Origin of the sequence: Duganella sp. Root1480D1 (genome assembly GCF_001427305.1) — a bacterium.
Lineage (GTDB): Bacteria > Pseudomonadota > Gammaproteobacteria > Burkholderiales > Burkholderiaceae_D > Rugamonas.
This window is the reverse complement of the sequence record NZ_LMFZ01000014.1, coordinates 1-24,062: the sequence shown is the minus strand read 5'-3', so window position 1 is coordinate 24,062 and position 24,062 is coordinate 1. Positions and strand designations below refer to the sequence as shown.

Here is a 24,062-nt window from a genome sequence, read left to right as displayed (position 1 = left end):
TGATATTCAAACGCCCAGCAGCTCGGTCAATACCGGCATGCGGGCATCCAATTCCGATGACGCAAAACTCTCGACAATCCGACCGTGTTCCATGACATAAAACCGATCCGCCAGCGGCGCCGCGAACCGGAAATTCTGTTCGACCATCACAACCGTATACCCCTTGGCTTTCAGCGTGCGGATCATGCGCGCCAGGCCTTGCACAATGACGGGCGCCAGCCCTTCCGAGATTTCATCCAGCAGCAGCAAGCGCGCGCCGGTTCGCAGGATGCGCGCTACCGCCAGCATCTGCTGCTCGCCGCCCGACAGGCGCGTGCCCTGGCTGGTGCGGCGCTCCTTCAGGTTCGGGAACATCTCGTAGATTTCTTCGACCGACATGCCCTGCCCGGTTTTCAGCGCTGGAGGCAATAGCAGGTTCTCTTCGGTGGTCAGTGAGGAAAAAATGCCGCGCTCTTCGGGACAATAACCGACTCCCAGGTGGGCAATCTTGTGCGTGGACAGGCCGATTGCTTCCTGTCCGTTGATGCGGATCGAGCCCTTGCGCGTTCCCGTCAGGCCCATGATGGCGCGCAGCGTGGTGGTCCGCCCCGCGCCATTGCGACCAAGGAGCGTCACCACTTCGCCGTGGTTCACGTTCAGGTTAACGTCATGCAGGATGTGCGACTCGCCGTACCAGGCCTGGAGCTGGCTGATCTCCAGCGCGGCCGTCATGCGCCCACCCCGGCTTCGGTTCCCATATAGGCTTCCATCACCTGCGGGTTCTTCGATACTTGTTCATACGGTCCTTCGGCAAGCACGGCGCCGCGCTGCAGCACCGAGATGCGATCGCAAATGCCGGACACGACGCTCATATTGTGCTCCACCATCAGGATGGTGCGGCCGGCAGAAACCTTCTTGATCAGCTCCGTCACGCGATGCACGTCCTCGTGTCCCATGCCCTGCGTGGGTTCGTCCAGCAGCATCAGTTCAGGCTCCATCGCCAGCGTCGTGGCGATTTCAAGGGCGCGCTTGCGGCCGTAAGGCATATCGACCGTCAGCGTATCGGCGAACGAAGCCAGGTCGACCTCCGCCAACAGCTCCATCGCGCGGCCATTCAACTGCTCCAATGAGCGTTCGCTGCGCCAGAAATGAAAGGTCGTACCGAGCTTGCGTTGCAAGCCGATGCGCACATTTTCAAGCACGGTCAGGTGAGGGAAGACAGCGGAAATCTGGAACGAACGAATCACCCCCATCCGTGCAATCTGTGCAGGCTTGTGCGAGGTGATGTCATTGCCGTTAAAGAGGATCTGGCCCGAGGTCGGCACCAGGAATTTGGTCAGCAGGTTAAAGCAGGTCGTCTTGCCGGCGCCGTTCGGGCCGATCAAGGCATGGATATGCCCACGCTGGACTTGCAGGTCCACGTTGGCGACAGCGGTGAATCCCTTGAACTCCTTGGTCAAACTCTTTGTTTCCAAGATGAAGTCGGACATTGCGTCTCCCCGGTTTTGCTAGATCATACACAAAAGCGCTGCCTTTTCCGCAATCATGATTACCGGGGAATTCGTGTTACCGGAAGTAATGGTCGGCATCACCGAAGCATCGGCGATGCGCAAACCGCGCACGCCGCGCACCCGCAATTCGCTGTCAACCACGGCCGAAACGTCATCCACGCGGCCCATTTTGCAGGTGCCGACCGGGTGGAAAATCGTGGTGCCAATGGACCCCGCCGCCTCGGCCAACTCCTCGTCGGTGCGAAAATGCACACCGGGTCTGCATTCTTCCGGCCTGTATTTCGCCAACGCCGGCGCCGAAACGATCTTGCGCGTGAGGTTCAGCGCAGCCGCAGCGACGCGCCGGTCTTCATCGGTACTCAGGTACATCGGTGTGATTTTCGGGGGCGCGTAGGAGTCGGCGGAAGCTATCCGAACATGGCCGCGCGAGCTTGGCCGCAGGTTGCAGACGCTGGCCGTGAAAGCAGGGAAGTCGTGCAGCGGTTCGCCAAAACGTTCGAGAGACAAGGGCTGCACGTGATATTCCAGGTTCGGTGTGAGCTGCTCAGGACCGGAACGCGCAAACGCACCCATTTGCGAAGGCGCCATCGACATCGGCCCGCTCTGGAACAGCGCATATTCAAGGCCGATGCGCGCTTTGCCAAGCCAGCTCGCCGCCAGCGTGTTCAGGGTCCGCGCACCTTCGACTTTGAACACCATGCGCAGCTGCAGGTGATCCTGCAGGTTGGCGCCAACGCCCGGCAAATCGTGCACGGGCTGGACACCCGCCTGCGCCAGCACATCCGCAGGCCCGATGCCCGATAACTGGAGAATTTGCGGCGTACCGACCGCCCCAGCCGCCAGCAAGGTTTCGCGCGCCCCTGCGTTCCAACGCGTACCGCCGCCGGTAAATATGACGCCTTTGCACCCCCCCTCCTCCAGCACTAGCTTTTCCACGTGGCAGCCCGTCATCAGAGTCAGGTTAGGGCGCCCGGTGGCGGCACGCAGGAATGCCTTCGCCGTATTCCAGCGGATGCCACGCTTCTGGTTCACCTCGAAATAGGAGCAGCCGAAATTGTCGCCGCGGTTGAAATCCTCAATCTTCGGGATGCCGGTCTGCTCCGCCGCATCGCGGAACGCGTCGAGAATATCCCACCGCAAACGCTGCTTTTCTACTCGCCATTCACCGCCGGCACCGTGGAAATCCGAAGCACCGCCATGATGATCTTCGCTCTTGCGAAACAGCGGCAGCACTTCCGACCAGCGCCAGCGTGGATCGCCGCACATCTCAGCCCATTGGTCGTAATCACTGGCCTGTCCCCGCATATAGATCATGCCGTTGATCGAAGAACTGCCGCCAAGGACCTTCCCGCGCGGATAAATCAGACTACGGCCGCCCAGCCCGGCGTCCGGTTCGGTGCGAAACAGCCAGTCCGTGCGCGGATTATTGATGCAATGGAGGTAACCGACCGGGATGTGGATCCAGACGTAATCGTCCTTACCTCCCGCTTCGATCAATAGAACCTGGTTTTTTTGATTTAGCGTCAGGCGGTTTGCGAGGACGCAGCCTGCCGTTCCTCCGCCCACGATGATGTAGTCAAACTGGCCCGCAGATTCCAAGCTTTCTCCTGGTTCGAAGCTGTGGATAACGCTATGAATATCCACAGGCACCGTTTGTGAGTAAACAAGACTTCCCGAAAACCGCCCAAAATTGTCCAAAAACAGTTCGCAGCTCACGCAAGGTTTACGCGCCCGCTTATACAGCTCGTAAACCCCTGATTTTTCTCCGCAAGGTGCACTTATCCACAGAAAACCGGGGTTGTTAACAACCATTACTACTTTGTATACACACTAATCTAACGTAAACAAAACTCTCCACCTATACTGAACAAGCAAGTTGTTCCATGCAATTCGCCTGGAGGGGCTCTTGTCGACTACCGACGCCTATCGACGCTTTCGCAGGCGATTGCTCGTCACAATGCTCATGCTCGCCTTGCTCGCCACGGCAGTCGTAGCCTGGCAGCTCGCTTCTTCCGCTCGCGACCGGGAACAGGCAATTCGCCAGCAGACCCAACACTATGCGCGCGCGATAGAAGCCCAGGTCCAGAGTTCCATCCAGCTTTCGGACATCGCTTTGCTTGGTTTTGCCAATGCAATCAGAGTCACCCCTTCCACTCCGCAGACAGCCGAACGCCTGCTTTCCTCACGAGGAGCTTCTTTCGGTAACAGCTTCTGGATAACCTTCCTGGACCCAAACGGCTTTGCTATAGCCAGCTCGCGCGAAATCGCCGTCAAAGGGATCAACTATGCAGACCGCGACTACTTCCAGGCCCAACTCAAACCCGGAAACGAGTTGTTTGTCGGTGAACCAACCCGTGGCCGCATCTCAAATTTGCGGCTTTTCTTCCTTAGCCGCAGGGTTGAAGACGCTAACGGCAAATTCCTGGGGGTGATCGTGGCTCCGGTGGATGCCAGCCGCCTTGCTGAAACCTTCGAAAACTCACGCCTGAGCGAGGACGTCACGGTCACCTTGTTCCACACCAATGGACATATCGTTGCTCGCGCCCCTCTTTTTGACCAAACCTTCAACCGCGACATTCGCGATTCCAACGTCTACAAGGCCTTTGGCGACAATCCGATCGGCACAATCGAAACGGTCAGCCCTATAGACAAAAAGTCCCGTATCGCCAGTTACCGCAAACTGCCAAACCTGCCCCTGGTGGTTACAGTCGGCAGTTCAAATGTCGGCCTGGCGCTGATCTCGCAGCGGCAGTTCCTGATTGCCGGCGTCGCCCTATTCCTGATCTTCACGCTGATCGTCGCCGCGATGATTTATGCCTTGCGCTCTTTTGCCGCAGCCGAAGACCGCGCGCTCTACGCAATATCGACCGAAACCGAAAAGAAACTGGCCAACAGCGAACAGCGCTTACGCCTGATTGCCGACAACCTGCCAATCGTGATCGCTTACATGGACCGCGACGAGCATTACTCCTTCAAAAATCGCCGTTTTGCCGAAATCTACGGCAGCGGTGAAAACCTGCAGCAAGCCCTTCCCGCCGACCTGTACTCGGAAACCAAGCCTCACCTGGAGCGTGCCTTTGCCGGCGCAACAGTCCATTTCGAGCGCGGCATGCAACGCAAAGACCAGGAATGCTGCGATGCCATTACTTACGTGCCGGACCGCGATGAACATGGAAAAGTAGTTGGCCTGTTCGTCATGGCAGAAGACATCACCGAACGAAAGCGCCACGAAGAGTCCAGCAAACTGGCCACGCTGATGTACGAGAACGCCAGCGAAGGCATGATGGTGACCGATGCGGAAGGCAGGATCTTGTCGGTCAACCCAGCCTTCTCCCAGATCAGCGGCTACACAGCCGAAGAAGTCATTGGCCACCTCGCCTATGAATTGACTTCCAGCCACCAGGACATCAAGTTCTACAGCCGAATGCGCCAGACCATCACCCACACCGGCTACTGGGAAGGCGAAATCTGGCACCAGCACAAGAACGGCGACCACTACCTGGTCTCTCTGCGCTTCAACACCGTCTTCGACAACAAGGGGAATGTGCTGCGCCACGTCGCGCTGTTCACCGACATTACGAAGAAAAAGGCGACCGAGGAAGCGATCTGGAAACAGGCAAACTTCGACGGCCTCACCAGCCTGCCCAACCGGCGCATGTTTAACGATCGCCTGCGCCAGGAGATTAAAAAAGCGGCACGCGACCAGCTACCAATGGCACTGATCTTCATCGACCTCGATGGCTTCAAAACCGTCAACGATACGCTTGGCCACGACTTTGGCGACATCCTGCTTAAGCAAGTAGCAGAGCGCTTGCTGCAATGCGTGCGCAATACCGACACCGTGGCCCGTCTTGGAGGCGATGAATTCACCGTTATCCTGAGCGAACTCAAAGAACCAGGCGACGTCGTCAGAATCGTGCAGGAGATCCTGCATAGCCTGGCCAGGCCGTTTGAGCTGAAACACGAAATCGCCCATATCTCGGGCAGCGTAGGCATTTCCCTGTTCCCGGACGACGGAGACAACGCCGAAGTACTAATCAAAAATTCCGACCAGGCCATGTATCTCGCCAAGCAGCAGGGCCGCAACCGCTTCAACTACTTCGCCCCCTTCATGCAGGAAGCCAGCCAAATGCGCATCGAGCTCGCCAACGAGCTACGCAGCGCTTTGAAAAACAAGGAGTTACGCCTGCTATTCCAGCCTATCCGCAACCTGGCAATAGGCAAAGTCGAAATGGCCGAAGCCTTGATTCGCTGGGAGCACCCTCTGCGCGGTTTGCTCAAGCCAGCTGAATTCATAGGCGTTGCCGAAAATACAGGCGTCATCGCCGGTATAGGCGAATGGGTGTTCCAGGAAGCAGCAGCCATGGCAGCCAGCTTTGGCAACGGCTTTAAAGTCTGCGTGAACAAGTCAGCTTGGCAATTCCGCCACGAAGCGGTAGGAGTTGAACATTGGCTGGAACTGCTGCGCGAACAGGCACTTTCGCCACGTTCGATGGTGATCGAAATTACGGAAGGGTTGCTATTGGAAGCCAACCGGGAGGTCGTTCAGCGGATGCAATCGCTCAGGGACGCTGGTCTGCAAATTTCCCTGGACGATTTTGGGCACGGATACTCGTCCCTGAACTTCCTGAAGCGTTTCAAGATCGATTTCCTCAAGCTCGACACCAGTTTCAGCGACAACCAGCTCCTGTGCGAGGCAATTGTCACCATGGCGCACAAGCTCGACATCAAAGTCATCGCGGAAAAGGTGGAAAACGAAGCCCAACTGGACATTTTGATGGCGGCAGGCTGCGATTTTGGGCAGGGATACCTGTTCGGAGAGCCAATTTCTGCTGAAAAACTGCATCGACTGTTGATAAGTCAATGAATATCCACAGGATCGAATGTGCGTAAACACCGTTTTTGAGTTCACGCACAAAATTTGTTCAGAACTCATCCGGTTTACACACAGTTCTTGTCCAGCCAGTTCTACAATTCGTAAACTTCTGATTCTGTGGATGTTAACAGCTTTATCCACAGACAGAGTCGCGTTTACTATCTACTACTATCCTTACGTATACAACTTTAAATAAATAGAGGACAACTCGCGCATGCGTCTCGGGATCATCTCAGCCTTGGCAGAAGAACAGCAAGGTCTACTGGAAGCCATGGAGAGCCCCTACAAGCTCATCCACGGTAAGCGTGATTACACAGCCGGAAAACTCTGGAAAATCGATTCTGTGGCTGTTTTATCGCGAATTGGGAAGGTTGCTGCTGCAGTGACAGCTGCAACGCTTGTGGAGAAGTTCAACGTTACCCACATTATTTTTACCGGCGTTGCCGGTTCTGCAGACTTGGGGGTTCGAATTGGAGACGTCGTCGTCGCCGATTCTCTGGCTCAACACGATTTTGATGCCAGTCCGCTATTCCCTCGCTTCGAAATCCCGCTAACTGGGCTCTCGCGCATGCCTACAGACCGCGAATTGAGCCTGAAACTGAGCCTGGCAACCCGGGAATTCCTGCAAAACAATGCACAAGTACACCGCGGCCTGATCGGTAGCGGGGATCAATTCATCAAGGATAGGGCCCATCTGGAAACCCTGAAAGACGCACTGCCTGATTTATTGGCAGTGGAAATGGAAGGAGCAGCGGTAGCCCAGGTCTGTCACGAGCTGGGAATACCCTTTGCAATCATGAGGACGATTTCGGACAACGCCAATGAAGAAGCGGCGACGGATTTCATGCACTTCGTGCAAACCGTCGCCGCTCGCTACGCCTATGGCGTCATCCAGAATTTCTGCAAATCGCTTACTTGATCGGCAGTTTGGTGGTGTTTTTGACTTCTTCCATCACCGCATAAGTGTGCGTCTCGCGTACACCCTTCTGCAGCAAAGTTTTACCAAGGAACTCTCGATAAGCTGCCATATCCTTCACGCGAGCCTTGACCAGGTAGTCAAAGCCGCCGGCAACCATATGGCATTCCAGAACCTCGGGAATGAGCTGGACACTATGCTTGAAGGCATCGAACACCTCCGGCGTAGTGCGATCCAGCACAACTTCTATGAACACCAGCAACGAAACGTCCAGTAGCTGCGGGTTCAGCTGCGCCGTATAACCCATGATATAGCCCGCTTCGTGCAGTTTTCGCACTCGCTCCAGGCAAGCGGCAGGCGACAGGTTCACTCTCGCAGCCAGTTCCACGTTGCTGATCCGGCCATCGTTCTGCAACTCGGCCAGAATCTTCTTACTGATCTTGTCCAGCATTACATCCCCACTATTAATTTTATTCGGTCAAATTCTCTCACCAAAAACTATCTATTGCTAGTAATAAGTATTACCAGAATTAATCCGAGCGAATCCACCGTACAATCGAATCATTAGTTGCACTGCACAACACGCCCGCGCAAACAGGGTTTGCCGGGCGTGTTTTCGTAGGTACCAAACAATTCTTTACATACTCGCCAATAGAGACAACCATGCATTTGAAAGAGACGTTCATGCATCTAAACACCACTCCGTTCGCCGCACTTCAGGCGGAAATCCTGCGAGATCCGACTCCGCTGCGCAGCGCCATTACCGCTGCATATCGCCGCGACGAACAAACTGCTGTGCAATGGCTTCTGTCGCAAATTAACGTCGGTTCGCCGGAAACTACGCAAGAAGCGCAGTCCCTGGCCAAGCGCCTGGTGACCGCCGTTCGTGAAAAACGCACCCGTTCTTCCGGTGTGGATGCCTTGATGCATCAATTCTCGCTTTCGTCCGAAGAAGGCGTCGCCTTGATGTGCCTGGCTGAAGCTCTGTTGCGCATTCCTGACTCCGCAACTGCCGACCGCCTGATCGCCGACAAGATCTCCAAAGGCGATTGGCGCAAGCACCTGGGCGAATCGCCTTCCCTGTTCGTGAATGCAGCGACCTGGGGCCTGCTGATTACCGGCAAACTGGTCAGCTCTTCCAGTGAAGAAGGCCTTGGTTCGGCCATCACCAGCCTGATCGCCAAAGGTGGCGAACCGCTGATCCGTAAAGGCGTCGACCTCGCCATGCGCATGCTTGGCAACCAGTTCGTGACCGGCCAGACCATCGACGAAGCGATCAAGAACGGCAAGGACAACGAAGCCCGCGGTTACCGCTACTCCTACGACATGCTGGGCGAAGCAGCGCTAACCGAAGCCGATGCAGCCAACTACTACGCCGCATACGAAAAAGCGATCCACGCCATCGGCAAGGCATCGAATGGACGCGGCATCCGCAACGGCCCTGGCATTTCTGTCAAGCTGTCCGCCCTGCACCCGCGCTACAGCCGCGCCCAACGCGAACGCGTGATGTCCGAATTGCTGCCGCGCCTGAACGCATTGGCCAAGCTGGCCAAAGGCTACAACATTGGCCTGAATATCGACGCAGAAGAAGCCGACCGCCTGGAATTGTCGCTCGACCTGATGGAAGCAATGGCCTTCAACCCAGAACTCGAAGGTTTCGAAGGCATTGGCTTCGTGGTGCAGGCTTACCAGAAGCGCTGCCCATTCGTGATCGACTACCTGGTAGACCTGGCAAAGCGCAGCGGCCGCAAGTTCATGGTTCGCCTGGTGAAAGGCGCCTACTGGGATGCCGAGATCAAGCGCGCCCAGGTTGACGGCATGCCTGGCTATCCGGTCTACACCCGCAAGGTCTACACCGACGTGTCCTACCTGGCTTGCGCACAACGGCTGCTGGCAGCGACCGACGTGATTTATCCACAGTTCGCGACCCACAACGCGCAAACCCTGTCCACGATCTACACCTGGGCCAAGCGCGACGGCATTCAAGGTTACGAATTCCAGTGCCTGCACGGCATGGGCGAAACCCTGTACGACCAGGTGGTCGGCGCCGAAAACCTGGACAAGGCTTGCCGCGTCTACGCACCGGTCGGCTCGCACGAAACCCTGCTGGCCTACCTGGTACGCCGCCTGCTCGAAAACGGCGCCAACTCCTCGTTCGTGAACCAGATTGTCGACGAAAGCATCCCGGTTGACTCCCTGATCACCAATCCGATCGAAGCTGCGCGCACATTGAATGGCGTGCCGCACACCGGCATCGCCCTGCCGCTGGACATGTTCGGCACCGAACGCAAAAACTCCACCGGTATCGACTTCGCCAACGAAGACGTGCTGCGCGAAGTGTCGCTGGCGCTGGCACAACCGCGTAGCTGGACTGCCGGCCCTTTGCTGGCCGTTGAAGCCAGCGCCGGCCAGGCTGCGCAGCCGGTCATCAACCCGGCCCGCAAGGACGACGTCGTCGGCTCCGTGACCGAAGCGACCGCAGAAGACGTCAACAACGCCCTGAACGCCGCCAGCCAGTTCGCCATGGACTGGCAAACCACCGAACCGTCGCAACGCGCCGCCTGCCTGGAACGCGCCGCCGACCTGTTCGAAACCCACAAGCTGGAACTGATGGCGCTGGCCGTGCGCGAAGCCGGCAAATCGCTGCCAAACGCAATTGCCGAAGTACGCGAAGCGGTCGACTTCCTGCGCTACTACGCGGTGCAGGTGCGCGGTTCCACCAATATGCTGGCGCTGGGCCCTGTGACCTGCATCAGCCCATGGAACTTCCCGCTCGCGATTTTCACCGGCCAGGCCGCCGCCGCTCTGGCTGCCGGCAACGTGGTGCTGGCAAAACCAGCAGAACAAACCCCACTGATCGCCCAGCGCGCAGTGGAACTGCTGCACGAAGCCGGCGTACCGCGCGCAGCGCTGCAATTCCTGCCGGGCCGCGGCGAAGTGGTTGGTGCAGGCCTGTGCAATGACTCGCGCGTCAAAGGCGTGATCTTCACCGGCTCCACCGAAGTGGCGCAACTGATCAACCGCACTTTGGCTAAGCGCGCCGCCGCTGAAAATGTGGACATTCCGCTGATCGCCGAAACCGGCGGCCAGAACGCGATGATCGTGGACTCCTCCTCGCTGCCGGAACAGGTGGTGGGCGATGCTATTTCGTCCGCCTTCGACAGCGCCGGCCAGCGCTGCTCCGCCCTGCGCGTGCTGTTCCTGCAGGAAGACATCGCCGACAAGACCATCAAGATGCTCAAAGGCGCGATGAAGGAGCTGCGTGTCGGCTCGCCGGACCGCCTGGTGACCGACATCGGCCCCGTAATCGACAAGGAAGCGCAGCAAAACCTGCTGTCGCACATCGAAAAGGTGCGAGCACACGCCAAGGCCAGCTTCTCGCTGGAAGTGCCGGATGCAGATGCCGGCACCTTCGTGCCGCCGACCGTGCTGGAAATCGGCTCCCTGTCCGAACTGACCAAGGAAGTGTTTGGCCCGGTGATGCACGTGATCCGCTACAAGCGCTCGGAACTGCCAAAAGTGATCGAACAGATCAACGGCAGCGGCTTTGGCCTGACCCTGGGCGTGCACTCCCGTATCGACGAAACCATCGACTACATCACTTCCAGCGCGCACGTAGGCAATATCTACGTGAACCGCAATATCGTCGGTGCGGTGGTCGGTGTACAGCCGTTCGGCGGTGAAGGCAAATCCGGCACGGGCCCGAAAGCAGGCGGCCCGCTGTACCTCAAGCGCCTGCAGCGTGCAGCCGTCACCCTGGAACGCCATGAGCGCCTGGCCGTGCCGGCGATCGACTCGCTGGCCGCATGGGCCAAGGCGCAAGGCAAAGCCCGCCTGGCCGCGCATATCGAAAGCTATGCCCGCACTACCCCAGTCGGTAGCCTGATTGCCCTGCCAGGCCCGACTGGCGAGCGCAATACGCTGGCTTACGTCCCACGCGGCAATATCGCCTGCTTCGCATCGCATGCCGAAGTGCTGCTGAACCAGGTTGCAGCCGCCCTCTCGACCGGCAACCGCGCGCTGGTAGTCGAAGGCAGCGTGCCGGCAGACCTGCCAGCCGAAGTGAAAGCCGCGATCCAGACGATAGCTGCAACCGACCTGGCCAAGGCCGACTTCCAGATCGCACTGGTGGAATCGAGCCTCGGCGCCAAGTTGCGGCCGGAACTGGCCGCCCGCGACGGCGCGATCGTCTCGGTAATCGACACGACGGAAGAAGGCGAGATCCCATTGTGGCGCCTGGTGGCCGAACGCGCCCTGTGCGTCAACACCACCGCCGCCGGCGGCAACGCCAGCCTGATGACCCTCGACGCCTAACCACGGCTCACCTCGTGTCACACCTTGGGGTCACACCCCAAGTGTGACACGGGCTCAACTGTTTGATTTTCGTCAGCATGCATGGCTCATGTCGATGCTAGCGTTCCTGGCATGAGCCGAGCGCGCCGCGTTGTATTCCCTGGAGCGATCTACCACGTAACTTCACGTGGGAATCGTCGCGCTGCCATTTATCATGACCGGCGAGATCACTTGATTTGGCTCGACACTTTGGCTGAAACCGTCGACAAACACGAGCTTAAGATACATGCCTTTTGTCTGATGCCGAACCACTACCACCTGTTGATGGAAACGGTTCATGCCAACTTGTCGGAAGCCATGCATCAGCTGAATGCCACGTATTGTCAGCATTTCAACCATCGGCACGGATTAACCGGTCACGTTATTCAAGGCCGATTTCACGCAGTCAATGTGGCAAGGAGCGAGCAGATGCTCGCGGTGGCACGCTATATCTGCCTCAATCCGGTACGAGCCAGGCTTGTGAGTGACGCAGTCGATTGGCCTTGGAGCAGTCATCAGCACTACCTCAATCCCGACGAAGCGCCGAATTGGCTCGAAACCTGCTGGCTGCTTTCGCAATTTGGATCAGGCGACCAGAGCCAAAGAATCGCCGCGTACAAGGAATTTGTTGCGAACGGTATCGATCTGCCCAATCCCCTGCAATTTCATCGAGAACGTCCCAATCCGCAATCGGAAGCTGCTCACCCCCTGGTCACCTACGCTGCGATTTGCCCAAATCACGACGAAGCCATGGCGCGTGCGTTTCACTCCGGCGCCTATACGCGCCAGGAAATCGCGAAGCATTTCGGCGTGTCGATCCGGACAGTTGCCAGGGCGATTGCCCGTTTTGGACCAGACAACGGATGAAGCCGTGTCACACTTGGGGTGTGACCCCATGGTGTGACACGAGCCCAGCCGTAACCTTAGTAGGTGTCGTTCTTGGGATTGGTGCCAGGAGCAGTTTTCTGGGCGATCGCGTTCATGCTCTCGAGGTGGCCGCGCAGCCATTTGTGGGCTGGGCTGCGGGCGTCGCGTTCGTGCCAGAGCATGTCGAGGTGCACGGCTGGCAGCTGGAATGGCAGCTCTTTGTAGATCAGCGCGTCAGTCATGCCGGTCGAGGCGATCAGGTGCTTCGGCAGCACCGTGATCAGGTCGCTATTGGCCACCACGCGGCCGGCGGTGAAGAATTGGTTCACCGTCAACAGGATGCGCCGTTCGCGTTGGATTTGGGCCAGCGCTTCGTCCACCAGGCCATGCGCACGGCCGGAGAAGCTGACCAGCAGGTGGTTGGCGCCGCAATAATTGTCCAGCGTGAGGTCTTGCTTGGCCAGCGGGTGCCCTCGCCGCATCACGGCGACGTAAATCCCCGAATACAGGCGTTCATGGCGAATCGGCGAGCTCGGTTCACTCATCAACTGCGCCGCGACGCCAGGAAAGAAGCCGACCGCCAGGTCGATATCGCCGCGCAGCAGCATTGGCCGCGGTTCGCGCGTTGTCAAAGGAACCATACGAATATTCACGCCTGGCGCTTCGCGTTCGATCGAGCGCATCAGGGAAGGCAGCCAGAAAGCCGCCGTCGCGTCAGCCATCGCCATGCGGAAGGTGGCATGGGTCTTGGAGACGTCGAAAGTACCAGGCGTTACCGCAGCCTCCAGCGAGGCCAGCGCGCTGCGCACCTGCGGCCATAGCGCTTCCGCCCGCGGGGTCGGCTTTACGCCGTAGGCCGTGCGGATCAGCAAGTCGTCGCCCAGGCTTTCGCGCAGGCGTTTGATGGCGTTCGACACCGCCGGCTGCGTCATGGCCAGGTGGCCGGCAGCGCGCGTCAGGTTCTGCTCAGTCATTACCGCGTCGAAAACGCGCAGCAGATTCAGGTCCAGGGTCAGAAAGCTCATCGGTCATTCACACCAATAATGATTGTTATGGAGAAACGGAATTGGCGTTATATGTTGCGGCGCACTATAGTACCAATAGATTCTAAAGGTAGTGAAACCGCCATGTCTACTTACATTAACATCATCGAATTCGCGCAGTACCTGCCGCTGGTGATCCTGGCGCTGGCGCTGGCTGTCGTGTTCAAGCCGCTGCTGCGTGGTATCGCCCGCGCAGCCGTGCTTGTCGTTAAGCCAAAGTTGAGCAAAGAGGAACGCTTGCAGCGCCGCCTGATGCGCGACACCATGATGTTCAAGCGTATGCTGAATTCGATGGAAGGCTCGCCTAGCCACGTCGCAGAACTGCGAGCGATGGCCTGCCGCGCGTAAGCCTTCCGCAGCGCAGCAATCAGTTCGTTTCCGGGGCCGGAGCCGGTTTGTCCGCGCCCGACAGCAGTTTCGGTTTCAACGAAGTATCCACCGGCTTGTTGCCGATCCAGATACGCATGATGGCGTTGAAGAACGCCTGGTCCGGCAGCGATTCGCCGACCTTCTTACCATTCAGGTAAGCCTGGGAACCGGCGCCTGGAGTCCAGTCGACGAGCAGCTCGTCACCCTTCTTCAGTCCAGGGAACTGGGCAAAAATCTCACCGAAAGCCTTGGTCTGCGGCAGCAGCTTGGTACGTTCTTCCGCGCTGACGTTGTCGTTCAGGCCCTTCATGAAGGCCATGCCGAAGTCGTCCGAGCTCAAGTCACGCATGGCGACGATGCGGATGCGGCGCGGGCCGCCTACAGCCAGCACGTCCTGCACGGTGGTCTTCTTTTCTTGCAGGTAGAAGCCCACGGCGTAGACCTTGAACACCAGCTTGGTGCGCACGCCGGCGCCGTTCAGCCTGAGGTCGTGCCCGGCGACGGAAACCACTTCCGGGAACTTCACGCCAGCCACTTCGGCGGCGAATGCAGGCAGGCTGCTGGCGGCTAAAAAGGCGAAAGCTGTAGCAGTTTGTAAAAGTTTACGACGAGTAACACTCATTTTGTCTCCAATTATCAGTATCTTCGTGCAATATAACGCAGGGCTACCGTTTTTGGGAGGCATCAGTTCTTATCTGCCTGCAATTTCGCGAATTTTGCCAACAGTTGGTCCTTGCTCTCCCTCCAATCGGGGTTGAAAGGGATGCAGGAGACTGGGCAAACTTGCTGGCACTGCGGTTCGTCGAAGTGTCCGACGCATTCGGTGCACTTGTTGGGATCAATTTCGTAGATCTCCGGACCCATGTAGATGGCGTCGTTCGGACACTCGGGCTCGCACACATCGCAATTGATGCAGTCGTCGGTAATCATTAAAGCCATGGCAATACTCTCTTATTCGCCCTTGCGCGCTGCAATCTTCTTGCGAAGCCAGCGGTCGACGGACGGGAAAACAAACTTGGATACGTCACCGCCAAGCTCGGCAATCTCGCGCACGATGGTGCCCGAGATGAATTGGTACTGGTCGGATGGGGTCAGGAACAGCGTTTCCACGTCCGGCAGCATGTAGCGGTTCATGCCCGCCATCTGGAACTCAAACTCGAAGTCCGACACGGCGCGCAGGCCGCGCACAATCACGCGCGCATCGTGTTCGCGCACGAAGTCTTTCAGCAGGCCTGAAAAACTCTCAACTTTGACGTTTGGATAATGGCCCAGCACTTCGTTGGCAATTTCCAGCCGTTCTTCGAGGGTGAAGAAGGGATGCTTGTTCTGGCTGTCGGCCACGCCGACGATCAACGTGTCAAACAGGCCCGATGCGCGGCGCACCAGGTCTTCGTGACCCCGGGTCAGCGGGTCGAAAGTACCCGGATAAACTGCTACAACCATTGCAACTCCATGCGTTTGGCTTAGAACAAAGAAGAATTATGCCTCATTTTCAGGCAATGCCTGAAGCAGGTGGAAGTACACCATGCCTGCTTTATCGGCGCGCACCACTTCCCAGCCATCAAAAGCCAGCGGCGCTTCCGCCTCGGCATAAACCAGGCCGCCATCCTTGAGCAGCGCGCGGCACAATGGCAGCGCGCGCTCCAGCAAGCCTTGCTGATAAGGCGGGTCGAGGAAGATCAGGTCGAACTTTGCGCCGCGGCCGGCCAGCGACTGCGCGGTGGCCATGGCATCGCCGCGCTGGATGGCGATGTTGGCGGCCTTCAGTTTTTCGCGGTTGGCTTCAAGCTGGCGCACTACCGCGCTGTTGGCGTCGACCATGATGACCTTGGCCGCGCCGCGGCTGGCGGCTTCGAAACCGAGGGCGCCGCTGCCGGCAAACAGGTCCAGTACCTGGGTGTCGCTCCAGGCGGCATCGTGCAGGTGGTTGATCCAGTTGAAGACGGTTTCGCGCACGCGGTCAGGCGTTGGGCGCAGGCCCAGTGCTTCCAATACGGGCAATGGCGTGCGCTTCCAGTCGCCGCCAATGATGCGGACCTGGTTGGGGACTTTCTTTTTTTGCATGGCCGGCATTATCTCATGCCGCCCAAGCGGCAAGGCTCAATGCACTTGCGCCGCAAGGGTATTCAAGTCCTTGATCCAGCCATCCATGCGCTTTTGCGCGTGGGCTTTCTGTTCCGGCGTGGAGATGCGCACCACGGTGTGGACAAGTTCCACCGTCGATTGCGTGTAGTTGTCGAAGAAGGCTTTGCGATCCGGGAAGCCGAAGCGGTCAAAGCCCGAGCGGATCAACTCCTCTATCCATTGCGTGGCCACTTGCTTGCTCGGTTTTTCGGTCATGATCTTGTGCGCCAGGTTCATGATCTTGAGCTGGCGCCGCATGCGTTCGTCAAGCCACAACTCATTATTCAGTGGCCGCGCGTCCGAGGCCTTGCGGATAATGGCTTCCTGCTCGTCGCTGAAACCGCCGAACCACAGCTCGAACTGCTCCATCGATTTCTTGAAGCGGAATTTGTTCTGGTCCTGCGTGTCGCCCTTCATATTCTCTTTGCGGAATTTGGCGTTGTTCTTGGCGAACTTCTTCTCGATGCTTTCCAGTTGATCGGGCTTGAGCGATAGCGCCAGTTCTGCGATATCGGGCGCGGAGCGCAGCAGCAGCGCCTCGGTGCGGTCGCGGATATCCACATAGTCGGCCATCAGGTCGGCCTGCGTCGGATTGCCGCGCAACTGGTGCTGGGCCTTTTGCAGGAATTGCACGTAGTCCTGTAGCTGGGTCTTGCGGTGCCAGCGGAAGAACTCTCCGATATCCTGCTTGACCTCCGCCTTTTGCTCACTGTCGAAATCGACATAGGCGTCGAGCCACCAGTACAGCAGGGTGTCGCCGTTGTTATATGCCAGGCGCAGGGAGCTGCACGCTGCGAGCAGAATGGCAAAAGCCAGCACGATGCACGTGTTAAACTTTTTCATCTTTTAACTCACACAAGAAAACTACGGTCTATGAACGTCGTCATTCTCGCCGCCGGCATGGGTAAGCGCATGCAGTCGGCGCTGCCAAAAGTGTTGCATCCCGTAGCTGGCAAGTCCCTGTTGTCTCACGTCATCGACACCGCGCGCAGCCTGTCTCCGGCTAAATTGTGCGTCATTTACGGCCACGGCGGCGCAGCGGTGCTGGCTTCGCTGGACAAGCACAAGGCAATTCCCGGCACCGAGATCTCGGCTGCGCTGCAGGAGCCGCAGCTCGGCACTGGCCACGCAGTCCAGCAAGGCCTGGAGCACCTCGACGATGACCAGCCGACCCTGGTGCTGTACGGCGATGTGCCGCTGACTTCCGCCGCATCGTTGAAACGCCTGGCCGAAGCTGCTGGCAAGGACAAACTGGGCATCCTGACCGTGGTGCAGGACAACCCGTTCGGCCTGGGCCGCATTGTCCGCGTGGGCGGCGCCATCCAGCGCATCGTTGAAGAGAAGGATGCCACAGAAGCCGAGCGCATGATCAAGGAAATCAATTCCGGCATCATGGTGATCCCTACTGCCAAGTTGAAACAGTGGCTGGGCAAGCTGAAAAACGAAAACGCGCAAGGCGAGTACTACCTGACCGATATCGTCGCCATGGCTGTGGAAGAAGGCGTGCAAGTCGTCTCCGCCCACCCTGCCGCACCATGGGAAGTGCTGGGCGTGAACAGCAAGGCGCAACTGGCCGAACTGGAACGCATCTACCAGCGCAACGTCGCCAACTGCCTGCTGGACAAAGGGGTGACACTGGCCGACCCGGCCCGCATTGACGTGCGCGGCGAACTCACTTGCGGCCGCGACGTGACCATCGACGTGGGCTGCGTCTTCGAAGGCAAGGTTGAAATCGGCGAAGGCGCGACCATCGGCCCGAACTGCGTGCTGATTAATGCGCGCATCGGCGCTGGCGCCAATATCAAGGCCTTCACCCATATCGAAGAAGCGGTGGTGGGCAACAAGAGCCAGATCGGTCCATACGCGCGCCTGCGCCCTGGCACCGAACTGGGCGAGGATGTCCATGTGGGTAACTTCGTCGAGATCAAGAACAGCCAGGTTGCCGCGCATTCGAAGGCTAACCACCTGGCCTATGTTGGGGATGCTACCGTTGGTTCGCGCGTGAACATTGGCGCCGGCACGATAACCTGCAACTACGATGGCGCGAACAAATTCCGCACCGTGATTGAAGACGATGCCTTTATCGGCAGCGACAGCCAGCTGGTGGCCCCGGTGACAGTGGGCGCGGGCGCCACGATCGGCGCAGGCACGACGCTGACCAAGGATGCGCCAGCAGGCAAGCTGACCATCTCGCGCCCCAAGCAGTTGACGGTCGAAGGCTGGAAGCGCCCAGTCAAGCAACCGAAAACTGGCGGCGGCGCTGGTAAGTAAATTTCACCAGCTCGGGGAAGAAGCGATCGAATCCATCCGCGATCGCTTCGTAGTGCTGCTGCACTTCCCCGATGCCCTCGCGCAGCAGGTGGCCGTTGCGGCTTAACCTGTCCGACATGCGGGTCAGCGCCAGCTCGACCCCGCTGAACTCCCCGTATGCACCCAGCCAGTCCTGCTTGATCAGCTTGGGCAGGATTTCGCGCAGCCGCTCCGGCAACTGCCCCTCATGCGCCGCCAGGGCGCCGTAAAAGCGCTCGATCAGCTCCTTGCGCGGCTCCTCGCAATAGTCATCCCAGCGCTGGCTCAGGATATGGTCGTAGAACACATCCAGCACGATGCCCGCATAACGCCGCCGGCCCTCGGTGAACAAGCTTTTGGCCTCGGTCACGACCGGGTGGCTATCCGTGAACGAATCGATAAACCGGTGCAGCGCAATCTCGTTCGCAATCTCCGGCGCGTAGTGGTCGCCGCCGTTCGCTTTGACGAAATCGCCCAGCATCGCGCCGACCATTGCGGCTTCGCTATGGCGCGCCAGGTAGATATGTGCGAGGTAGTTCATGCCCCATTCTAGCGCTGTGGATAAAGATGTGTAAAAGCCAGTGCAATTCCGCCTGAAAACCATAGGAAAAGCATTGGATAAGCGGCAACCGGAATGCCTGGATTATCCACACAGCCCGCCAATCCACTGGTTCTGTGGAAAAGCCTGGGGAATACAAGCTAACAACCCGGGATAACTCAAATCTGTGGATAAGGATGTGGAAAATCCTGCGGAAAACATGAGGATATACGGTGCAGATTGCAGGATAACTGGATTTATCCTGCGCCGCGCTGTGGAGAAAGATGTGTATAAGCCTGTGCTTAGCCGGGTATAAGCCGGGATAACTGGCTCAGACCGGAATGCTGGTTTCAAACTTGCTGCGGAAAGTGGAAAAGTAAGCTTTGACATTGCGTACATTGGCTTGGCCAGCGAACAAGCGGTGGGCCAGTGCATGATAGGCCGGCATATCCGCCACTTGCACGATCAAGACAAAATCCGGCCCCGGCGAGACGCGGTAGCATTGCAGCACGGCCGGCTCCGGCGCCACCAGTGCCTCGAATTCCCCCATGCGTTCAGAGGCTTGGATATCCAGGGAGATTTCCACAACCGCCGTCAGGTGCGAACCCACCTTATCCGGGGCGACCAAGGCGACCTCACGCTCAATCACGCCGGAATCGCGCAAGTGCTTGACCCGGCGCAAACAGGTAGGCGCCGAAACGTGTACCGCAGCGGCCAGTTCGGCGTTGGTTTGGGAAGCATCCTTCTGCAAAGCGTTCAGAATGCGACGATCAATTTCATCAAAACCCATAATTTGAAATAATATTTCGTATGATATGTACTGAGAAATATTCTTTCACACTATATCGAAATGAGAAAGCAAATTTCTTCATACCTGCTCTAGCATGCACTCATTAACTTTTAAAGAACGAGGTCGCGTATGTGCGGTATTGTCGGCGCTGTAGCCCAGCGCAATATCACCCCTATCCTGGTTGAAGGCCTGAAGCGCCTGGAATACCGCGGCTACGACTCCTGCGGCGTCGCCCTGCACCTGGATGGAAAATTGCAGCGTTCCCGCAGCACCTCCCGCGTGGCCGACCTCGAAAAGCAGATTAATGAAGGTGGCCTGAACGGCTTCACCGGCATCGCCCACACGCGCTGGGCCACCCACGGCGCCCCAGCCTCCCACAACGCCCACCCACACTTCTCCCCAAGCGAATCGGCCGCCCGCATCGCCCTGGTCCACAACGGCATCATCGAAAACCACGACGAACTGCGCGCCGAACTGACCGCCCTGGGTTATGTCTTCACCAGTCAGACCGACACCGAAGTGATCGCCCACCTGGTCGACCATATGTACAACGGCGACCTGTTCGACACCGTGCAGCACGCCGTCAAGCGCCTGCATGGCGCCTACGCCATTGCCGTGTTCTGCCGCGAAGAGCCGCACCGCGTGGTCGCCGCGCGCCAAGGTTCCCCGCTGATCGTCGGCATCGGCCAGGGTGAAAACTTCGTCGCCTCCGACGCCATGGCGCTGGCCGGTACCACCGACCAGATCATCTACCTGGAAGAAGGCGACGTGGTCGACCTGCAACTGGGCCGCGTCTGGATTGTCGACGTCAACGGCAAGCAAGTGAATCGCGAAGTGAAGACCGTGCACGCCCACACCGGCGCCGCGGAGCTGGGTCCATACCGCCACTTCATGCAGAAAGAGATCTTCGAGCAGCCGCGCGTGGTCGGTGACACGCTGGAAGGCGTAACCGGCGTGATGCCGGAGCTGTTCGGCGACGGGGCCTACAAAGTGTTCAAGGAAATCGACCGCGTGCTGATCCTGGCTTGCGGCACCAGCTATTACGCCGGCCTGACCGCCAAGTACTGGATCGAATCGATCGCCAAGGTGCCGGTCAGCGTGGAAATCGCTTCCGAATATCGCTACCGCGACAGCGTGCCGAATCCAAAGACCCTGGTGGTGACCATCTCCCAGTCCGGCGAAACCGCCGACACCATCGCCGCCCTGAAGCACGCGCGCGGCCTGGGCATGGAGCACACCCTGACCATCTGCAACGTGTCGACCAGCGCCATGGTACGAGAGTGCAAACTGGCCTACATCACCCGCGCGGGCGTGGAAGTGGGCGTGGCATCGACCAAAGCCTTCACCACCCAGCTCGCTGCGTTGTTCCTGCTGACCCTTAGCCTGGCGCAAGTGAACGGCTTGCTGACCGAAGAGCAGGAATCCGCGCACCTGAAAGCCATGCGCCACCTGCCTTCCGCCATCGCCGCCGTGCTGGCGCTGGAACCGCAGATCATCGCCTGGGCCGAAGAATTCGCACGCAAGGAAAACGCCCTGTTCCTGGGCCGCGGCATGCACTACCCGATCGCCCTGGAAGGCGCGCTGAAGCTGAAAGAGATCTCCTACATCCACGCCGAAGCCTATCCAGCCGGTGAACTGAAGCACGGCCCGCTGGCGCTGGTGACCGACGAAATGCCCGTTGTGACCATCGCCCCGAACGACGCGCTGTTGGAGAAACTGAAGTCGAACATGCAGGAAGTGCGTGCCCGCGGCGGTCAACTTTACGTCTTCGCCGACGTCGACTCGCGCATCACATCGGGCGACGGCCTGCACGTGATCCGCCTGCCGGAAAACTACGGCCACTTGTCCCCGATCCTGCACGTGGTCGCCCTGCAGCTCCTGGCCTACCACACCGCCCTGGCCCGCGGCACGGACGTCGACAAGCCGCGCAATCTGGCGAAGTCGGTCACTGTTGAGTAATTCATCTGGATGATATAGCTGCGAGCTGTAGAAAATAATAAAGTCTGACAAAAAATAATAAAGTCTGACAAAAAATAATAAAGTTTGACAATTTGCTGGGCAACTAGACTGGGGCGCTGATATAACGGCGCCCCTTTTTCGTACTTGAGCCCAACGCAGCTTGAGGTCATGAGCAACTCAGGCTGCTACACTTGCCGGAAATGCATGGGCCAAACTGGGCGGCTACTGTTAAAAATTCAGTCAGATTGCTAGCGGATACCAGTGCAAAAGATCGGTGATCAACTCGATATTGGCGTCACATGAAATGCAATAGATGCGGTAATTCTGACTTTGCTTTGCCGGTGGAAAAGTCCGCGCTGGAGATATGGTGCTGCAAAGCGTGTGGAAATGAGCTTGCAGTTCACTGTCACTATCTCATCGATGTACCAGGGCTGCGGACGCATCACCTGTTCATCGGCACTGCTACGATTCAGCCAGGAATTGATGCCCTCAAATCCCTACTGAAGCTGAAGAAGGTACTTGCGTTCGCCGAGCGCTTTGAGCCTGCTAGGTTGGAAGTGCAGCACAATGCGGGTAGGCTTACATGGGATCTTGGATATTTTTTGGATTTCGAGGTTGCTCAAGCCGAAGCCGAGTGTCTGCGTATTGGAATTTCTGCCGTCTTCTGTAAGTTAGAATGAAAGCAATACACAGTCGCGGAAGCGTCCGGGGACCTGTCAGGAATTTTGTGTGCCGGGGTCGCGGTTCGTAGTTAATTGATCGCGTTGGTGAAGCGTTCCCCAAACAGAATGGCAAACTGGTTGGCGGCCATCTTCCAGGTCCGCTGCGGCATCTTCCAATCTTTTTCGATATTGCGCAAGGCCAGATACAGCAATTTGGTTGCTGCCTCGTCACTCGGGAAGTGACCACGGTTCTTGACGATCTTCCGCAAACGCATATGCAGGCTCTCGATAGCGTTCGTAGTGTAGATGATCGAACGCACTTCAGGCGGGTACGAGAAGAACGGAATCACCTGTTCCCATTGACGTCGCCACATCGCCGGCACGGTCGGGAAGCGCTGTCCCCACGGGCCGTCTGCAAAGGCGTCTAACGCCGCCGCTGCTGCATCGGCATTCGCGGCTTGATAGATCGGCTTAAGCGCAGCGGCGAGCTCCTTGCGGTCCTTCCAGGATGCCAGCGTCATCGAGTTGCGGATCAGATGCACGATGCAGGTCTGGATTTGCGCTTGCGGAAACACTGCTTCAATCGCTTCAGGGAAGCCGCGCAGGCCATCGACGACTGCGATCAGAATGTCTTCCAGCCCACGGTTGCGCAGCTCGTTGAAAACCTTCAGCCAGAACTTGGCGCCTTCAGTTTGTTCGATCCATAGTCCCAGCACTTCTTTGCGGCCATCAGCGCGGATGCCCAGCGCCAGGTACACCGCCTTGTTCTTGACGGTGCCTTCGTCGCGGATTTTCAGGCGCAGCGCATCAAAATAGACGATCGGGTACATCGTCTCCAGTGGCCGCTGCTGCCATTGCGTCACTTCATCCATGACCTCGTCGGTGATGGTCGAGATCAGGTCGGGCGACACTTCGGTGCCGTACAGCTCCAGCAAATGGGCCTGGATCTCGCGCACGGTCATACCACGCGCATACATGCCGATCACATGGTCATCGAAGCCAGGCATACGGCGCTGGTGCTTCGCGACCAGCTTCGGCTCAAAGCTGGAAAGACGGTCACGCGGGATCTCCAATTCGAGCTCGCCACCTGGCGCGAGCACGGTCTTGCGGCTCTTGCCGTTACGGTGGTTCTTGGAGTCGCCTTCGGTGACGAGATGGTGGGACAGCTCGGCTGTCAGCATGCGCTCGGCCAGCATCTTTTTGAGCTGGCCAGCCAGCCCTGACTCCCCGAGAATAGACTCGGCGTCCTTGTTCTCGACCTGGGCTAACAGCTGGTCGATCAGTTCAACGGGAAACGGGTACTGCTTCTTGGTTTTTGGCTTCTTCGTGGTCATTGCATCGGTCATGGACAATCCCTTTCGGTATTATTTCATGACCCCAGATTCACACTAAAATTCTGACAGGCTCGCGTCCGGCCAAGACCAACCGTAGCTTATTTCGCCCTATCGTAGATTTCGTTTGCCATGTATATCTGGACGCTTTTCAGTCGAAACTAGAGCTTCAATTACTTGAAACGCCAGGTCACGCTTCCTTAGGCGCGAAATTACGGATGCTCCTATACAGGCGCGAGTCCTTTTCTGTACTAACCCTCCGTATTTGCTCAATGGTCTGACGAATCATTTCTACTTCCAAAACGATGAAACCTCCAAACGAAAGGACCCTGACACGGTCAGCTCACCAGGCGAGGATGCCATCGTGGGCAATGTAGATAGTCGGCCTTGAATAATCCCATACCGCCCGATTCTAAAGGCGAAACGCTCAAAAATCACTGCTGAGATTTGCAAGGTTTCGCTAAAATGGTGGCAAT

21 protein-coding genes are annotated in these 24,062 nt (G+C 58.0%); 8 read left to right on the top strand and 13 right to left on the bottom strand.

The features are described 5' to 3' along the window. Window positions 1-6: 6 nt before the first annotated feature. The 3 genes from ASD58_RS16300 to ASD58_RS16290 are packed head-to-tail and all read right to left on the bottom strand — an operon-like array spanning window position 7 to window position 3,089. Window positions 7-711 carry an ABC transporter ATP-binding protein gene (locus ASD58_RS16300; RefSeq protein ID WP_057262231.1) on the bottom strand — a complete coding sequence of 235 codons (705 nt, stop codon included), beginning with the start codon at window positions 709-711 and terminating at the stop codon, window positions 7-9. Continuing rightward, the gene (locus ASD58_RS16295; protein ID WP_057262230.1) at window positions 708-1,469 is read right to left on the bottom strand and encodes an ABC transporter ATP-binding protein; all 762 of its coding nucleotides are present in this window, start codon (window positions 1,467-1,469) and stop codon (window positions 708-710) included. The genes ASD58_RS16300 and ASD58_RS16295 overlap by 4 nt, the downstream gene beginning before the upstream one ends. An 18-nt stretch (window positions 1,470-1,487) precedes the next feature. Continuing rightward, the gene (locus ASD58_RS16290) at window positions 1,488-3,089 is read right to left on the bottom strand and encodes a GMC family oxidoreductase (RefSeq protein WP_057262229.1); all 1,602 of its coding nucleotides are present in this window, start codon (window positions 3,087-3,089) and stop codon (window positions 1,488-1,490) included. A 307-nt stretch (window positions 3,090-3,396) separates the two neighbouring features. Here ASD58_RS16290 and ASD58_RS16285 point away from each other — a divergent pair, with 307 nt between their 5' ends. Further along, window positions 3,397-6,357, top strand: a complete 2,961-nt coding sequence (locus ASD58_RS16285) for an EAL domain-containing protein (protein ID WP_156401314.1) — start codon at window positions 3,397-3,399, stop codon at window positions 6,355-6,357. A 223-nt stretch (window positions 6,358-6,580) separates the two neighbouring features. Next, complete coding sequence (locus ASD58_RS16280) at window positions 6,581-7,285, top strand: 5'-methylthioadenosine/adenosylhomocysteine nucleosidase (protein ID WP_057262227.1); 705 nt, start codon at window positions 6,581-6,583, stop codon at window positions 7,283-7,285. Here ASD58_RS16280 and ASD58_RS16275 read toward each other — a convergent pair. Next, window positions 7,278-7,733 carry an Lrp/AsnC ligand binding domain-containing protein gene (locus ASD58_RS16275; protein WP_028103394.1) on the bottom strand — a complete coding sequence of 152 codons (456 nt, stop codon included), beginning with the start codon at window positions 7,731-7,733 and terminating at the stop codon, window positions 7,278-7,280. The genes ASD58_RS16280 and ASD58_RS16275 overlap by 8 nt on opposite strands. A gap of 233 nt (window positions 7,734-7,966) precedes the next feature. Here ASD58_RS16275 and putA point away from each other — a divergent pair, with 233 nt between their 5' ends. Beyond that, window positions 7,967-11,596: a trifunctional transcriptional regulator/proline dehydrogenase/L-glutamate gamma-semialdehyde dehydrogenase gene (putA, locus tag ASD58_RS16270; protein ID WP_156401313.1), complete on the top strand. Its 3,630-nt coding sequence runs from the start codon at window positions 7,967-7,969 to the stop codon at window positions 11,594-11,596. Between the two features lie 81 nt (window positions 11,597-11,677). Next, window positions 11,678-12,481, top strand: coding sequence for a transposase (locus ASD58_RS30575; protein WP_082565454.1), 804 nt, complete (start codon window positions 11,678-11,680; stop codon window positions 12,479-12,481). A gap of 56 nt (window positions 12,482-12,537) precedes the next feature. Here the strand turns inward: ASD58_RS30575 and ASD58_RS16255 are convergent, their stop codons facing one another. Continuing rightward, the gene (locus ASD58_RS16255) at window positions 12,538-13,506 is read right to left on the bottom strand and encodes a LysR family transcriptional regulator (protein WP_057262223.1); all 969 of its coding nucleotides are present in this window, start codon (window positions 13,504-13,506) and stop codon (window positions 12,538-12,540) included. Between the two features lie 102 nt (window positions 13,507-13,608). On the opposite strand from ASD58_RS16255, the gene ASD58_RS16250 reads away from it, so the two are divergent. Next, window positions 13,609-13,872 (top strand): hypothetical protein, encoded by a 264-nt coding sequence (locus ASD58_RS16250; protein WP_229207329.1) that lies wholly within the window; start codon window positions 13,609-13,611, stop codon window positions 13,870-13,872. A gap of 19 nt (window positions 13,873-13,891) precedes the next feature. Here ASD58_RS16250 and ASD58_RS16245 read toward each other — a convergent pair whose 3' ends face one another. The 5 genes from ASD58_RS16245 to ASD58_RS16225 form a co-directional block, all read right to left on the bottom strand. Continuing rightward, complete coding sequence (locus tag ASD58_RS16245) at window positions 13,892-14,515, bottom strand: chalcone isomerase family protein (RefSeq protein WP_057262221.1); 624 nt, start codon at window positions 14,513-14,515, stop codon at window positions 13,892-13,894. Window positions 14,516-14,577: 62 nt separating this feature from the next. Further along, window positions 14,578-14,832: a YfhL family 4Fe-4S dicluster ferredoxin gene (locus ASD58_RS16240; RefSeq protein ID WP_057262220.1), complete on the bottom strand. Its 255-nt coding sequence runs from the start codon at window positions 14,830-14,832 to the stop codon at window positions 14,578-14,580. A 12-nt stretch (window positions 14,833-14,844) separates the two neighbouring features. Continuing rightward, window positions 14,845-15,336 carry a pantetheine-phosphate adenylyltransferase gene (gene coaD / locus ASD58_RS16235; RefSeq protein WP_057262219.1) on the bottom strand — a complete coding sequence of 164 codons (492 nt, stop codon included), beginning with the start codon at window positions 15,334-15,336 and terminating at the stop codon, window positions 14,845-14,847. A 36-nt stretch (window positions 15,337-15,372) separates the two neighbouring features. Further along, window positions 15,373-15,957: a 16S rRNA (guanine(966)-N(2))-methyltransferase RsmD gene (rsmD, locus tag ASD58_RS16230; RefSeq protein ID WP_082565462.1), complete on the bottom strand. Its 585-nt coding sequence runs from the start codon at window positions 15,955-15,957 to the stop codon at window positions 15,373-15,375. 36 nt (window positions 15,958-15,993) lie between these two features. Continuing rightward, window positions 15,994-16,860, bottom strand: a complete 867-nt coding sequence (locus tag ASD58_RS16225; protein ID WP_057262217.1) for a DUF6279 family lipoprotein — start codon at window positions 16,858-16,860, stop codon at window positions 15,994-15,996. A gap of 30 nt (window positions 16,861-16,890) precedes the next feature. On the opposite strand from ASD58_RS16225, the gene glmU reads away from it, so the two are divergent. Continuing rightward, window positions 16,891-18,288 carry a bifunctional UDP-N-acetylglucosamine diphosphorylase/glucosamine-1-phosphate N-acetyltransferase GlmU gene (gene glmU / locus ASD58_RS16220; protein ID WP_057262216.1) on the top strand — a complete coding sequence of 466 codons (1,398 nt, stop codon included), beginning with the start codon at window positions 16,891-16,893 and terminating at the stop codon, window positions 18,286-18,288. Here the strand turns inward: glmU and ASD58_RS16215 are convergent. After that, a complete protein-coding gene (locus ASD58_RS16215) occupies window positions 18,251-18,847 on the bottom strand; it encodes an ACP phosphodiesterase (protein WP_057262215.1) in 597 nt (198 codons plus the stop codon). The two genes, glmU and ASD58_RS16215, sit on opposite strands and share 38 nt — an antisense overlap. 328 nt (window positions 18,848-19,175) lie before the next feature. After that, window positions 19,176-19,634, bottom strand: a complete 459-nt coding sequence (locus tag ASD58_RS16210; RefSeq protein WP_057262214.1) for an Lrp/AsnC family transcriptional regulator — start codon at window positions 19,632-19,634, stop codon at window positions 19,176-19,178. A gap of 129 nt (window positions 19,635-19,763) precedes the next feature. On the opposite strand from ASD58_RS16210, the gene glmS reads away from it, so the two are divergent. Together glmS and ASD58_RS16200 are read left to right on the top strand one after the other, a co-directional pair. Continuing rightward, window positions 19,764-21,593, top strand: coding sequence for a glutamine--fructose-6-phosphate transaminase (isomerizing) (glmS, locus tag ASD58_RS16205; protein WP_057262213.1), 1,830 nt, complete (start codon window positions 19,764-19,766; stop codon window positions 21,591-21,593). Between the two features lie 299 nt (window positions 21,594-21,892). Further along, the gene (locus tag ASD58_RS16200; RefSeq protein WP_156401312.1) at window positions 21,893-22,273 is read left to right on the top strand and encodes a hypothetical protein; all 381 of its coding nucleotides are present in this window, start codon (window positions 21,893-21,895) and stop codon (window positions 22,271-22,273) included. Between the two features lie 71 nt (window positions 22,274-22,344). On the opposite strand, the gene ASD58_RS16195 is transcribed toward ASD58_RS16200, so the two are convergent. After that, a complete protein-coding gene (locus tag ASD58_RS16195; RefSeq protein ID WP_156401318.1) occupies window positions 22,345-23,589 on the bottom strand; it encodes an IS256 family transposase in 1,245 nt (414 codons plus the stop codon). Window positions 23,590-24,062 lie beyond the last annotated feature (473 nt).

Excerpts from the sequence above, each read along its gene's own strand:
- ASD58_RS16300 (WP_057262231.1), bottom strand. The coding sequence starts at position 711 with ATGACGGCCGCGCTGGAGATCAGCCAGCTCCAGGCCTGGTACGGCGAG.
- ASD58_RS16295 (WP_057262230.1), bottom strand. The coding sequence starts at position 1,469 with ATGTCCGACTTCATCTTGGAAACAAAGAGTTTGACCAAGGAGTTCAAG.
- ASD58_RS16280 (WP_057262227.1), top strand. The coding sequence starts at position 6,581 with ATGCGTCTCGGGATCATCTCAGCCTTGGCAGAAGAACAGCAAGGTCTA.
- ASD58_RS16275 (WP_028103394.1), bottom strand. The coding sequence starts at position 7,733 with ATGCTGGACAAGATCAGTAAGAAGATTCTGGCCGAGTTGCAGAACGAT.
- putA (WP_156401313.1), top strand. The coding sequence starts at position 7,967 with ATGCATCTAAACACCACTCCGTTCGCCGCACTTCAGGCGGAAATCCTG.
- ASD58_RS30575 (WP_082565454.1), top strand. The coding sequence starts at position 11,678 with ATGGCTCATGTCGATGCTAGCGTTCCTGGCATGAGCCGAGCGCGCCGC.
- ASD58_RS16255 (WP_057262223.1), bottom strand. The coding sequence starts at position 13,506 with ATGAGCTTTCTGACCCTGGACCTGAATCTGCTGCGCGTTTTCGACGCG.
- ASD58_RS16250 (WP_229207329.1), top strand. The coding sequence starts at position 13,609 with ATGTCTACTTACATTAACATCATCGAATTCGCGCAGTACCTGCCGCTG.
- ASD58_RS16245 (WP_057262221.1), bottom strand. The coding sequence starts at position 14,515 with ATGAGTGTTACTCGTCGTAAACTTTTACAAACTGCTACAGCTTTCGCC.
- ASD58_RS16240 (WP_057262220.1), bottom strand. The coding sequence starts at position 14,832 with ATGGCTTTAATGATTACCGACGACTGCATCAATTGCGATGTGTGCGAG.
- coaD (WP_057262219.1), bottom strand. The coding sequence starts at position 15,336 with ATGGTTGTAGCAGTTTATCCGGGTACTTTCGACCCGCTGACCCGGGGT.
- rsmD (WP_082565462.1), bottom strand. The coding sequence starts at position 15,957 with ATGCAAAAAAAGAAAGTCCCCAACCAGGTCCGCATCATTGGCGGCGAC.
- ASD58_RS16225 (WP_057262217.1), bottom strand. The coding sequence starts at position 16,860 with ATGAAAAAGTTTAACACGTGCATCGTGCTGGCTTTTGCCATTCTGCTC.
- glmU (WP_057262216.1), top strand. The coding sequence starts at position 16,891 with ATGAACGTCGTCATTCTCGCCGCCGGCATGGGTAAGCGCATGCAGTCG.
- ASD58_RS16215 (WP_057262215.1), bottom strand. The coding sequence starts at position 18,847 with ATGAACTACCTCGCACATATCTACCTGGCGCGCCATAGCGAAGCCGCA.
- ASD58_RS16210 (WP_057262214.1), bottom strand. The coding sequence starts at position 19,634 with ATGGGTTTTGATGAAATTGATCGTCGCATTCTGAACGCTTTGCAGAAG.
- glmS (WP_057262213.1), top strand. The coding sequence starts at position 19,764 with ATGTGCGGTATTGTCGGCGCTGTAGCCCAGCGCAATATCACCCCTATC.
- ASD58_RS16200 (WP_156401312.1), top strand. The coding sequence starts at position 21,893 with ATGAAATGCAATAGATGCGGTAATTCTGACTTTGCTTTGCCGGTGGAA.
- ASD58_RS16195 (WP_156401318.1), bottom strand. The coding sequence starts at position 23,589 with ATGACCACGAAGAAGCCAAAAACCAAGAAGCAGTACCCGTTTCCCGTT.